10 protein-coding genes are annotated in these 12,543 nt (G+C 68.3%); 2 read left to right on the top strand and 8 right to left on the bottom strand.

The window, feature by feature from the left end:
* Window positions 1-136: 136 nt before the first annotated feature.
* Both BOX17_RS17020 and ppsA read right to left on the bottom strand, forming a co-directional pair.
* Window positions 137-808 carry an anti-virulence regulator CigR family protein gene (locus tag BOX17_RS17020; RefSeq protein WP_071941489.1) on the bottom strand — a complete coding sequence of 224 codons (672 nt, stop codon included), beginning with the start codon at window positions 806-808 and terminating at the stop codon, window positions 137-139.
* Between the two features lie 123 nt (window positions 809-931).
* The gene (ppsA, locus tag BOX17_RS00150; RefSeq protein ID WP_071941490.1) at window positions 932-3,304 is read right to left on the bottom strand and encodes a phosphoenolpyruvate synthase; all 2,373 of its coding nucleotides are present in this window, start codon (window positions 3,302-3,304) and stop codon (window positions 932-934) included.
* A gap of 332 nt (window positions 3,305-3,636) precedes the next feature.
* Between ppsA and ppsR the strand changes: the two genes are divergently transcribed.
* Window positions 3,637-4,470, top strand: coding sequence for a posphoenolpyruvate synthetase regulatory kinase/phosphorylase PpsR (gene ppsR, locus BOX17_RS00155; RefSeq protein ID WP_071941491.1), 834 nt, complete (start codon window positions 3,637-3,639; stop codon window positions 4,468-4,470).
* Here the strand turns inward: ppsR and BOX17_RS00160 are convergent.
* From BOX17_RS00160 to BOX17_RS00185, 6 genes are all read right to left on the bottom strand, one after another.
* A complete protein-coding gene (locus BOX17_RS00160; RefSeq protein ID WP_071941492.1) occupies window positions 4,467-5,672 on the bottom strand; it encodes a CaiB/BaiF CoA transferase family protein in 1,206 nt (401 codons plus the stop codon). The two genes, ppsR and BOX17_RS00160, sit on opposite strands and share 4 nt — an antisense overlap.
* 56 nt (window positions 5,673-5,728) lie before the next feature.
* The gene (locus BOX17_RS00165) at window positions 5,729-6,910 is read right to left on the bottom strand and encodes an acyl-CoA dehydrogenase (protein WP_071941493.1); all 1,182 of its coding nucleotides are present in this window, start codon (window positions 6,908-6,910) and stop codon (window positions 5,729-5,731) included.
* Window positions 6,911-7,012: 102 nt separating this feature from the next.
* On the bottom strand, window positions 7,013-8,392 hold the full coding sequence (locus tag BOX17_RS00170) for an MATE family efflux transporter (protein ID WP_071941494.1): 1,380 nt from the start codon (window positions 8,390-8,392) through the stop codon (window positions 7,013-7,015).
* 67 nt (window positions 8,393-8,459) lie between these two features.
* Window positions 8,460-9,362 (bottom strand): 3-hydroxyisobutyrate dehydrogenase, encoded by a 903-nt coding sequence (gene mmsB, locus BOX17_RS00175; RefSeq protein ID WP_071941495.1) that lies wholly within the window; start codon window positions 9,360-9,362, stop codon window positions 8,460-8,462.
* A gap of 67 nt (window positions 9,363-9,429) precedes the next feature.
* Window positions 9,430-10,578, bottom strand: coding sequence for an enoyl-CoA hydratase/isomerase family protein (locus tag BOX17_RS00180; protein WP_071941496.1), 1,149 nt, complete (start codon window positions 10,576-10,578; stop codon window positions 9,430-9,432).
* A 34-nt stretch (window positions 10,579-10,612) separates the two neighbouring features.
* Complete coding sequence (locus BOX17_RS00185) at window positions 10,613-11,779, bottom strand: acyl-CoA dehydrogenase family protein (protein ID WP_071941497.1); 1,167 nt, start codon at window positions 11,777-11,779, stop codon at window positions 10,613-10,615.
* Between the two features lie 283 nt (window positions 11,780-12,062).
* Here BOX17_RS00185 and BOX17_RS00190 point away from each other — a divergent pair, with 283 nt between their 5' ends.
* Entirely contained in the window at window positions 12,063-12,506 is a 444-nt protein-coding gene (locus tag BOX17_RS00190; protein ID WP_071941498.1) for a MerR family transcriptional regulator, read from the top strand.
* Window positions 12,507-12,543 lie beyond the last annotated feature (37 nt).

Here is a 12,543-nt window from a genome sequence, read left to right on the forward strand (position 1 = left end):
TCCCTGTCATCGCCTGTCGACGTCCCCTCGCCTCCCCGACGCCCTCGTCAGTATGAAACAGGGTGGCCCGACGTGCCTCCGGCGTTCCCGGAGGACGCCGGGCCGAGGACCGCTTCCCGGATGAGCGTGGAAGCCCTCAGCGCAGGATGTCGTGAATCACCTCATGGATGATCTCGTCGGTGAGGTCGACCAGCACGGCATCGGTGCCCACCCGGCGCCATTCGTAGCCGTCGTAGGTCGGCAGATCCCGGCGCACGCGCTCGTCGAAGTTCCGGGCAATCCCCGGCGGCAGGGGCTTGCCGCGCTCCAGGTTCATGCGGATGCCGGGCGGCAGGCTGTCGCGGTCGTCATGCCGGAGGTACTCTCGGCGGCTGCGGAAGATCTCGCGGATCTCGCGCTCGTCGATCCTCAGGCGCCCGGCCTCGTCGCGATGGCGTTCCCGATCCCGGTAGTCCTCACGATCCCGCTCACGGTCACGATAGTCCTCGCGGTCACGGTCCCGCTCACGGTCACGATAGTCCTCACGCTCGCGCTCTCGCACCTCACGGCGCTCCCGTTCACGGGACTCCTCGCGATAGCGGTCGGCGTCCTCCTGTTCCTGGCCGCGCTGGCCCTGTGACGAACGCTGCCCGGCCTGGCCCTGACCGCCGCCCCGCTGCTCCTTGCCCTGCCCCTTCCCGGAGGCCTTCCAGGGCTCCTGCCCCTCCCCCTGGCCATTGCCCGGCTGGGCCAGCAGGGGGGCGGAACCGACCATCAGTCCCAATGCGGCGCCGATCAACAGGGCAGGCAGGGTACGGATACGCTTCATGACAATCTCCTCGATGGGGAACCTGCCAGCAGTCTAGCCCCACATCTTGCAAGAGCCGTGCACAATAACGCACGACACCCGGGCAAGCCCGGGTGTCGTCGATCTCGGCAGGTCGGGGCTAGGTCAGCCCAGGGTCTCGCCGGCCAGCATGAACCAGGTCTCGAGGACGGCATCGGGGTTGAGGGACACCGAATCGATGCCCTGCTCCATCAGCCACTTGGCGAGGTCCGGATGGTCCGAGGGCCCCTGGCCGCAGATGCCGATGTACTTGCCCTGGGCGCGGCAGGCCTGGATAGCCATGGACAGCAGCTTCTTGACGGCCGGGTTCCGCTCGTCGAAGAGGTGGGCGACGATCCCCGAGTCGCGGTCCAGACCCAGGGTCAGCTGGGTCAGGTCGTTGGAGCCGATGGAGAAGCCGTCGAAATGCTCGAGGAACTCGTCGGCGAGCAGGGCGTTGGCCGGCAGCTCGCACATCATGATGACCTTGAGCCCCTTCTCGCCGCGCGTGAGGCCGTTGGCGGCCATCAGCTCTACCACCTCGCGGCCCTCCTCGGGGGTGCGCACGAAGGGCACCATGATCTCGACGTTGTCCAGCCCCATAACCTCGCGGACCCGCTTGAGGGCCCGGCACTCCAGCTCGAAGCAGGGGCGGAAGGAGTCGGAGATATAGCGCGACGCCCCGCGGAACCCGAGCATGGGGTTCTCCTCGCCCGGCTCGTAGAGCTTGCCGCCGATCAGGTTCTCGTACTCGTTGGACTTGAAGTCCGAGAGGCGCACGATGACCCGCTTGGGATAGAAGGCCGCGGCCAGGGTGGAGATTCCCTCGACCAGCTTCTCGACATAGAACTCGACCGGGTCGGGGTAGCCCGCGGTGCGCAGGTCGATGGTCTGCTGCAGATCGGCGGGCAGGGTGTCGTACTCGAGCAGCGCCTTGGGGTGCACCCCGATCATGCGGTTGATGATGAATTCGAGGCGCGCCAGGCCGACCCCGGCATTGGGCAGGCTGGCGAAGCTGAAGGCGCGATCCGGGTTGCCCACGTTCATCATGATCTTGAAGGGGATCTCGGGCATGGCATCGACGCTCGTCACGCGGCGGTCGAAGTCCAGCAGCCCCTCGTAGACGTGCCCTGTGTCGCCCTCGGCGCAGGAGACGGTGACGTCGCGGCCGTCGGCCAGCACCTCGGTGGCATCGCCGCAGCCGACCACCGCCGGGATGCCCAGCTCGCGGGCGATGATCGCCGCGTGGCAGGTGCGGCCGCCCCGATTGGTGACGATGGCGGAGGCACGCTTCATGATCGGTTCCCAGTCCGGGTCGGTCATGTCGGTGACCAGCACGTCGCCGGGATGGACCTTCTCCATGTCGTCCGGGGAGAAGACCACCTTCACGGCCCCGCTGCCGATGCGCTGGCCGATGGCCCGGCCGGCCACCAGGGTGCGCCCCTTCTCCTTGAGCTGGAAGCGCTCGAGCTTGCCGCCCTCCTGCTGGGAGACCACCGTCTCGGGGCGGGCCTGGACGATATAGAGCCTGCCGTCGTCCCCATCCAGCGCCCACTCGATGTCCATGGGACGGCCGTAGTGCTGCTCGATGGTCATCGCCTGGCGCGCCAGGTCCATGATCTGCTCGTCGTTGATGCAGAAGCGTCCGCGGTCGGCCAGCGGCACGTCCACGGTCTCCACCGACTTGCCGGCACTGGTGTCGTCGGTGTAGATCATCTTGATCAGCTTGGAGCCGAGGTTGCGGCGCAGCACCGCCGGGCGCCCCGCGGCCAGGGTCGATTTGTGCACATAGAACTCGTCGGGGTTCACGGCCCCCTGCACCACCGTCTCGCCCAGGCCCCAGGAGGCGGTGACGAAGACCGCGTCGCGGTAGCCGGACTCGGTGTCCAGGGTGAACATCACGCCCGAGGCGCCGGTCTCGGAACGCACCATCTTCTGGATGCCCGCCGACAGCGCCACGTTCTCGTGGGCATAGCCCCGGTGCACGCGGTAGGAGATGGCGCGGTCGTTGAACAGGGAGGCGAAGACCTCGTGCACGGCGCGCTTGATGTTGTCGAAGCCCTCGATATTGAGGAAGGTCTCCTGCTGGCCGGCGAAGGAAGCGTCCGGCAGGTCCTCGGCCGTGGCCGAGCTGCGCACCGCCACCTTGAGGTGGGGGTGCTTGGCGGCCAGCGCCTCGTAGCTCTCGCGCAGGTACTGCTCGAAGGTCGGCGGCAGCGGCGTGTCGATGACCCACTGGCGGATCTGGGCCCCGACCCGAGACAGCTCATTGACGTCGTCGACATCCAGGGTCGAGAGTGCCTGGTTGATGCGATCGTTCAGGCCCTCGTGGGAGAGGAACTCCCGGTAGGCACGGGCCGTGGTGGCGAAGCCGCCGGGGACGGTGACGCCCGCGCCGGCCAGGTTGGAGATCATCTCACCGAGGGAGGCATTCTTCCCCCCGACCCGCTCGACATCGTCCATGCCCAGGTGATCGAACCACTGAATGTAATCGTCCATGAGACCTCCGAGAATATCGTCGACTTGTGCATCACACCGGCGGCCTCGCGTGAGGGACTCACTCACGGGCCTCTCTCGAAAGACCTGGGCATGATGGGATGGTGGCGACTCTACCAGCGGGATTCCATATTCGCCATTAGTCTAACATCGAAGTCACTGGAGGATTTTTACAACAGCGGGGCGATCCGGCCGTTTCCTGTAGTGGCGGGTAGTGGCGAGTAGTGGCGGGCTCCGTGGCAGGCCCCTTCCGGGCCGGGAAGACGGCCTCTTGTCCCGGCCTCGACCAGCGCCGACAATGGGTGCCCTACCCGACCGGACGACAGCGACCCGCCATGACGCGCACTGCCTTCTTCATCTCCGACGGAACCGGCATCACCGCCGAGGGCCTCGGGCGCAGCCTGCTGGCCCAGTTCGAGAGCGTCGAGATCCGCATGCTCACCAAGCCCTACATCGACTCCCTCGAGAAGGCTAATACCCTGGTGGCGATCATCGAGGCCACCGCGGTACGCGACGGCGCGCAGCCGATCATCATCGACACCATCGTCGACGAGAGCATCCGCGAGGTGATCCGCAAGGCGCCGGGCTTCAAGGTCGACATCTTCTCGACCTTCCTCAAGCCCCTGGAGGAGGAACTGGAGGCCCACTCCTCCTACAGCGTCGGCCGCACCCATTCCATCGGCCGCGACGACGTCTACATGGACCGTATCCACTCGGTGCACTTCGCGCTGGACAACGACGATGGCGCCCGCACGCACCAGTATGACAAGGCCGACATCATCCTCGTGGGGGTATCGCGCTGCGGCAAGACCCCGACCTCGCTCTACCTGGCGCTGCAGTTCGGCATCCGTGCCGCCAACTACCCGCTCACCGAGGATGATCTGGACGAGAACGGCACCCTGAAGCTGCCCAAGGCCCTCGTGCCACATCGCCACAAGCTGTTCGGCCTGACCATCGACCCTCGTCGGCTGGCGGCGATCCGCCACGAGCGCCGGCCCAACAGCCGCTACAGCTCCATGGACCAGTGCGTCCAGGAGGTCGAACAGGCCGAGGGACTCTATCGCCAGCTGCACATCCCCTACATCGACACCACCCGCTTCTCGGTGGAGGAGATCTCCACCCGGATGATCGCCGAGACCGGGCTGACGCGCCGCTTCTCGCCGCGCTAGCGGATCACGCCCTGGCGCCTCAGCCGGGCGATATCGTCCGCCGTGAGACCCATCTCGGCGAGGATCGCATCGCTGTCCTGGCCGAGCGCGGGCGGCGCGATCTCGCTGGTGGCGGACTCGCCGTCGAAGCGCAGCGGGTTGCTCACCTGGGGCACTCCCCGCGGGCCGTGCGCCAGGGTCCGATGCAGGCCACGATGGCGCACCTGGGGGTCGTCGAAGACCTCGGTCAGGGTATTGATGGGGCCCGCTGGGATGCCGCGCACCTCCAGCTCGGCGAGCCACTCGTCCCGCGACCGGTCCATCAGCAGCGCCTGGATCATCGGCACCAGCACCTCACGGTTGCCGACCCGGGCGGCGTTGGTGGCGTAGGCGGGATCCTCGGCCCACTCCGGATGCCCCAGCAGGTCGGCGAGGCGGGCGAACTGGGCGTCGTTGCCCACGGTGAGCACCAGGTGACCATCGGCGCAGGCGAAGGCCTGGTAGGGCACGATGTTGGGATGGGCATTGCCGTGGCGCTCGGGCGACGTGCCGGTGACCAGCGTATTGAGGGCCTGGTTGGCGAGGGTCGCGACCTGGACGTCGAGCAGCGCCACGTCGATGTGGCGCCCCCTTCCGGTGCGCGCGCGCTCCTGCAGCGCGGCCAGCACGCCGACCGTGGCGTAGAGCCCGGTCATCACGTCGGTGATGGCCACGCCGGTCTTCATGGGCATGCCGTCGGGCTCCCCGGAGAGGCTCATCAGCCCCCCCATGGCCTGGATCATGAAGTCATAGCCGGCGCGATGTGCATAGGGCCCGTCCTGGCCGAAGCCGGTGATCGAGCAGCCGATCAACCGCGGGTTGAGCTCCTTCAGGCGGGGGTAATCGAGGCCGTACTTCGCCAGGCCGCCTACCTTGAAGTTCTCGAGCAGGATGTCGGCGCCCTTGGCCAGTTCCCTGACCAGGGCCTGGCCGCCCTCGGTGGCGATGTCCACGGCCAGCGACTGCTTGCCGCGGTTGGCGCAGAGGTAGTAGGCCGCCACCCGCTCGGCCTCGTGGTCGCCATCCAGCCAGGGGGGGCCCCAGCCGCGGGTGTCGTCGCCCCGGGTGGGGTGCTCGACCTTGATCACCCGGGCGCCCAGGTCGGCCAGCAGCTGGCCGGACCAGGGTCCGGCCAGCACCCGCGACAGGTCCAGCACCACCACGCCCTCGAGTGGTCGGGTCATGACGGACTCCTCAGCAAGAAAGCGATCGGCACCGAACCTGTCGGTGCCGGGCAGGATCAGCAGGTGAAGGCCTGGATACCGGTCTGGGCGCGCCCGAGGATCAGGGCGTGCACGTCATGGGTGCCCTCGTAGGTATTCACCGCCTCGAGGTTCATCACGTGGCGGATCACGTGGTACTCGTCGCTGATGCCGTTGCCGCCATGCATGTCGCGGGCCACGCGGGCAATATCCAGCGCCTTGCCGCAGTTGTTGCGCTTGATCAGCGAGATCGCCTCGGGCACCAGCTGGCCATCGTCGATCATTCGACCCACCCGCAGGGCGGCCTGCAGGCCGAGGGCGATCTCGGTCTGCATGTCGGCCAGCTTCTTCTGGATGAGCTGGTTGGCGGCCAGGGGGCGGCCGAACTGCTTGCGCTCCAGGGTGTAGTCGCGGGCGGCATGCCAGCAGGCCTCGGCGGCGCCCATGGTGCCCCAGGCGATCCCGTAGCGGGCGCGGTTGAGGCAGGAGAACGGCCCCTTGAGCCCGGTGACGTTGGGCAGGCGCTGGTCGTCGGAGACCTCCACGTCCTGCATGGCGATCTGGCCGGTGATGGAGGCCCGCAGGCTGAACTTGCCCTCGATCTTGGGCGCGGAGAGACCCTTCATGCCCTTCTCGAGGATGAAGCCGTTGATCACGCCCTCGTCGTCCCGGGCCCAGACGACGAAGACGTCGGCGATGGGGGAGTTGGTGATCCAGGTCTTGGTGCCGTTGATCCGCCAGCCACCGTCGGTGCGGGTGGCGCGGGTGCTCATGCCGCCGGGGTCGGAGCCATGGTCGGGCTCGGTGAGGCCGAACGCCCCCACCCACTCGCCGCTGGCCAGCTTGGGCAGGTACTTCTCGCGCTGGGCCTCGCTGCCGAAGGCATGGATCGGATACATCACCAGACTCGACTGCACGCTCATCGCGCTGCGATAGCCCGAGTCGACCCGCTCCACCTCGCGGGCGATCAGGCCGTAGCTGACGTAGTTGAGCCCGGCACAGCCGTAGCCGTCGATGGTCGCGCCGAGCAGGCCCAGCTCGCCCATCTCGTTCATGATCTCGCGGTCGAAGCGCTCATGGCGGTTGGCCTCCAGCACCCGCGGCAGGAGCTTCTCCTGGCAATAGTCATGGGCCGTCTGCTGGACCATGCGCTCATCTTCGTTGAGCTGGTCGACGAGGCGGAAGGGGTCGTCCCAAGTGACGGGGGTGATCTGGCTCATGAGGGATCCTCGCGTGGCGTACCATGAATTTCTACATTTCAGGCAAATGTAGACCAATAGCGTGTCGCTGCCAAGCCCATCGTCACCATCCCGAAGCCCGCTTCACGCCGCCCGACGAGCCAGATGGGCACGGATCTGCCACCAGGCCAGCAGTCCGACCAGCAGGTTGGCCGCGAGCATGCCGGCAAAGACGCCGGTGCTGCCGGCCAGCCGGCCCCCCAGCCAGGCCAGCGGCACGGTGAGCGCGAAGAGCCTGAACACTGACAGGCGCATGGCCAGGGCCGGTCGATGCAGGGCATTGAACGACGAGACCGCCAGGATCACCACGCCCTGGGCACCGAGGCCGAGGGGCACCAGCCACAGGAAGCTGCGCAGCACCCTGGCCACCGCCTCCTTCTCGGCATAGCCGGCCACCAGCCAGGGCGCCAGCCCCTGCAGCACCGCCCAGACCAGCAGCTGCCAGGCCAGCACGAAGACGAAGCAGCCCAGGATCGCCCGGCGCACTCGGTCGTGCTGGCCGGCCCCGGCGTTCTGGCTGACCAGGGGCGAGAGGGTCATCGAGAGCGCCAGCACGACGATCTGGGAGATGGCCTCGATGCGGGTGCCGACGCCGTAGCCGGCCACGGCGTCGTGACCATGGTCGGCGATGATGCGGGTCACCAGTCCCAGGGCGATGGGCGTGAACACGCTGGTGAGGGCCGCCGGGCCCGCGATGCGCCCGAGCTCGCGCCAGGAGGCGGCAAGCCCCTGCGGGGTGAGACCGGCCAGGTCGAAGAGCTCGCGCAGTTCGCGGTGGACGACCAGCACCGCCGCCATCAGCCCCCAGCTGAGCACCGTGGCCAGCGCCGCCCCGGCCACGCCCAGCGCCGGGAAGGGGCCGACCCCAAAGATCAGCCACCAGTCGAGCAGCACGTTGACGCCGGCGGCCAGCGCCATCATCAGCCCCTGGGTGGCGGTGTTGCCATGGGCGCGCAGGATGCTGTTGAGCACCCGCGGGACGATCATCGCGGGCGCGCCCAGGTACCAGATGCCCATGTAGTCGCGGATGTGGGGCATCAGCACGTCGTCGGCCCCCAGCAGCCGGAACAGGGGGTTTAGAGTGGCCAGGCCCAGCAGCGTCATGGCGCCCCCCACGACGAGCGTCAGCAGGGCCGCATCGGTGGCCCGACGACGCACCGCGCCGGCGTCGCCCTGCCCCAGCCGACGGGCCACCACCGCCGAGGTGCCGATGCCCAGCCCAATGGCCAGGCTGATGACCGTGAACACCACCGGGAAGGTGAAGGAGACCGCCGCCAGCTCCTCGGTCCCGAGCCGGGAGATGAACCAGGTATCCACCAGGTTGAAGCTCATCATGGCGATCATGCCGCCGACCACCGGCAGGCTCTTGCGCAGCAGGGTGACCGCGATGGGCCCCTCGAGCAGGTCGCGGCGCGCGGCACGCGGGGCCGAGGAAGAGGAAGGCGAGGAAGCGGGCGAACTCATGCGGGCTCTCGACGAGAAACGGGCACGAAAGTGTGCCCGTTTTCGACGTCGCCTGACAGTCGCGAGGCTACTTCTCCTCGCCTTCCCGATAGAGGTTCTGGATGCTGGAGAAGTCGAGCTGGCCACTGCCCTGGGCACTGTGCAGGGCGAAGAGATTGCGCGCCTGGGAACCCATCGGCACGGTGGACTTCGACCCCAGCGCCAGCTCCCAGGCCAGTCCCAGGTCCTTGGCCATCAGGTCGGTCAAAAAGCCGCCCTGGTAGTCGCGGGAAGCCGCCGAGCCCTCCATCACCCCCGGCCAGGGGTTGTAGACATTGAGCGCCCAGTTGCCGCCACTGCTCTGCTTCATGATCTCGGACAGCACCGCCGGGTCCATGCCGTTCTTCACGCCCAGCGCCAGCGCCTCGGCGGTCCCCGACATCAGGACGCCCAGCAGCATGTTGTTGCAGATCTTGGCCACCTGGCCAGCGCCCACCTCCCCGGCATGGAAGATGTTCTTGCCCATGGCCTCGAGCAGGGGCTTGCCCTTCTCGTAACCGTCCTGATCCCCGCCGACGATGAAGGTCAGGGTGCCGGCCTTGGCACCCCCGACCCCGCCGGAGACCGGGGCATCCAGGTAGGTGAAGCCCCGCTCGGCGGCGGCGCCGCCCACGAGGCGGGCATCATCCGGAGCGATGGTCGAGGAATCGATCAGCAGCGGCTTGCCGTCCAGGGCGTCGAGCAGGCCCGGCGCGCCGTCGCGCCCCAGGTAGAGGCTCTTCACGTGGGCGCCGGCCGGCAGCATGGAGATCACCACCTCGGCGCCCGAGGCGGCCTCCTCGGCGCTGGCGGCGCGGCTCGCGCCCTCGGCTTCCAGCGCCTGGATGGCGCTCTCGACGAGGTCGAAGACGGTCACGTCGTGCCCGGCCTTGACCAGGTTGATGGCCATGGGGGCTCCCATGTTGCCCAGACCGATAAAGGCGATGTTCATTGGCATGGCTCCTGTTGCGTTATGCGTTGTTCATGAAGGCGCGCGCGGCTCGGCCGATGCGGTGCCCTCAGTCGTTGCGATGGCCGAGGTCGCGCAGCGGGTGTGACTCGCGGGACCAGCGCGTGGTCACCAGGGCCTGGATGTCGGCCTCGGGCACCGCGGCCACGGAGGCATGGGACCAGCGGGGCGACTTGTCCTTGTCGACGAGCAGGGCCCGGACTCCCTCGACGAAATCCCCCTCGCGGCAGCATTGCACCGAGAGACTGAGCTCGTCGCGGAAGGCATCGGCGAGGCTCGTGTGGGCATGGCGCTCGAGCATCCGCCACACCAGCTGGGCACTCATCGGGCAGCCGGCCTCGAGCCGGGCGCGGTTGGCGGCGAGCCAGGCATCCTCGGTGGTGTCGCGCAGGATGCGCCGGACCGCCGTCGGGGCATCCACCCGGCCCACCAGCGACTGGAGATGGTCGAGATGCGGCCAGACCTGGCCGGCCGGCGCCTGCCCCCGGTCCTCCTGGTCGTCGAGCACGGACTGCACCCCGGCCCGCAGGGCCCGCGGGGCGCGATCCCCGTAATCGGCCTCCTGGAGGGCGCCAAGCAGCGCCTCGCGGCGCTCCCGCGGGATGAAGCGGTCGGCCATGCCCAGGTCGAGGGCATCCCGGGCATTGAGCTGGGCGCCGGTGAGGCCCAGATAGGCCCCCACCCCGGCGGGCATGCGACCCAGGAACCAGCTCGCCCCGATGTCGGGATAGAGGCCGATGGTGATCTCCGGCATGGCGATACGTGTGGTCTCGGTCACCAGGCGCTGGGAGCCGCCGGCCATCAGGCCCAGCCCCCCGCCCATGACGATGCCGTCTCCCCACACCATCAGGGGCTTCGGATAGGTGTGGATGCGGTAGTCGAGGCGATACTCCGCCATGAAGTAGGTCTCGGCGAAGAGGCCGTCGCGCCCGGCACCGCGGTTCTCGCCCTCCTCGGTCAGCGAGCGGTAGAGGGCCACCACGTCACCGCCGGCACAGAAGGCCTTCTCCCCGCTGCCCTCGAGCCACACGGCCACCACGCTGCGATCCACCGCCCAGGCCTCGAGCTTGGCGTCGAGCTGGCGGATCATCTCCAGCGACAGGGCGTTGAGCGACTTCGGGGCATTGAGGGTGGCCACGCCGATGCGGCCGCCGTCGCGGGTGGGCAGCTCGTCGAAGAGCACTGCAAGGTCCGACATCCGGGGATCTCCTGGATCTGGTGATAGGGAACGGTTACTGGAGCGACTCGATGACGCCGTCGGCCAGCAGGCGACGGGCGACGATCAGGCGCATGATCTCGTTGGTGCCCTCCAGGATCTGGTGGACCCGGGTATCGCGCACCAGCCGCTCCAGGGGATATTCACGGATGTAACCATAGCCGCCATGCAGCTGCAGGGCCTCGTTGCAGACGTTGAAGCCCATGTCGGTGGCGAACCGTTTGGCCATGGCGCAGTGGGCCGTGGCCTCGGGATCGCCCTGGTCGAGGCGCCAGGCGGCGTGACGCACCATCAGCCGGGCCGCGGTGAGCTCGCTGGCCATGTCGGCCAGCTTGAACTGCAGGGCCTGGAAGCTCGACAGCTCGCGGCCGAACTGCTTGCGCTCGGCCAGGTAGTCCCGCGACAGGGTCAGGGCCTGCTGGGCCGCCCCCAGGGAGCAGCTAGCGATGTTCAGGCGCCCCCCATCGAGGCCCTTCATGGCGAACTTGAAGCCCTCGCCCTCCTCGCCGAGGCGGTTGGTGACCGGCACCCGCACGCCATCGAAGCTGACCAGGCGGGTCGGCTGGCTCTTCCAGCCCATCTTCTCCTCGTTCTTGCCGTACTCGATGCCCGCCGCATCCGCCGGCACCACGATCGCCGAGACGCCGCCGGCCCCGCTGTCAGGCCCACCGGTACGGGCCATCACCACCAGCACCTCGGTGGCTCCCGCGCCGGAGATGAACATCTTGCTGCCCGAGATGACGTACTCGTCGCCCTCCCTGACGGCCTTGGTGCGCAGGCTGGCCGCATCGGAGCCTGCCCCCGGCTCGGTCAGGCAGTAGGAACCCAGCGCCTCGCCGGCCACCATGGCGGGCACCCAGGCCTCGCGCAGGGCATCATCGCCCCAGCTGGCGATCATCCAGGTCACCATGTTGTGGATGGTCAGGTAGGCGGTGGTGGCGATGCAGCCCTGGGAGAGCTGCTCGAAGATCAGCGAGGCCTCGAGCCGCGAGAGGCCGAGGCCCCCATGCTCCTCCGGGGTGTAGATGCCTAGGAAGCCGGCCTCGCCCGCCCGGCGGATGACGTCCACCGGAAAGTGGGAGCTGGCGTCCCAGTCGGCGGCGTGGTCGGCCAGCTCGGCGCGGGCGAAGTCGGCGGCGGCCGAGGCCAGCGCCTTCTGGTCATCGGTCAGGGAGAAGTCCATGGGGAATCCCTCTTCTTGTTCGGCTATGGGTGAGTTCGGCTAAGGATGAGTGCCGTCCTGAGGCGGTGGTCCGCACCGCGCTGACCCGAGGGTCGCTAGCGGGGAGGACCGGCGGGCACCGTCTCCCCGGTCCGGCCGGCTGGACACCAACCTAGCACTTGCTAGGTTTATCCCATATCACCCCATGGTCGAACAAGCACTTTACGTTAACGTCAACCTCGTCTAGTGTTGCCAGACGAGGTGGGAAACCGCCGGTTCACCGCCCGGTCACAGGATCAACGTCATGACACAGCCAACCTCCCCGGACACCGCGAGCGGCCAGGAGGCCCTGCCGCGCCAGCACCGACAGTACACCATCGGTGAGCTGGCGAGGATGTTCGAGGTCACGCCCCGGACCATCCGCTTCTACGAGCAGGAGGGGCTGCTGGCGCCGCGCCGCGAGGGACAGAAGCGCATCTACCACGAGAAGGACCGGGTGCGTCTCAAGCTGACCCTGCGCGGCAAGCGTCTGGGATTCTCGCTGGCCGAGATCCGCGAGGTGGTCATGATGTATGACGCCATGCCCGACGGTAACGCGCGTCAGCTGTGGCGCCTGCTGGAGATCCTGGCCGACAAGCGCGCCAACCTCGAGCGCCAGCTGGAGGATATCCGCCTGATGCGCATGGAGCTCGACGACGTGGACCACCGCGCCCGGGAGGTCCTGCGCAACCTGGGCCACGAGGCCTGAGCGCCGGGCGAGCGGTCCCGCCAAGACCGGACACACA

The sequence above is a fragment of the Halomonas aestuarii genome (assembly GCF_001886615.1).
GTDB lineage: Bacteria > Pseudomonadota > Gammaproteobacteria > Pseudomonadales > Halomonadaceae > Halomonas > Halomonas aestuarii.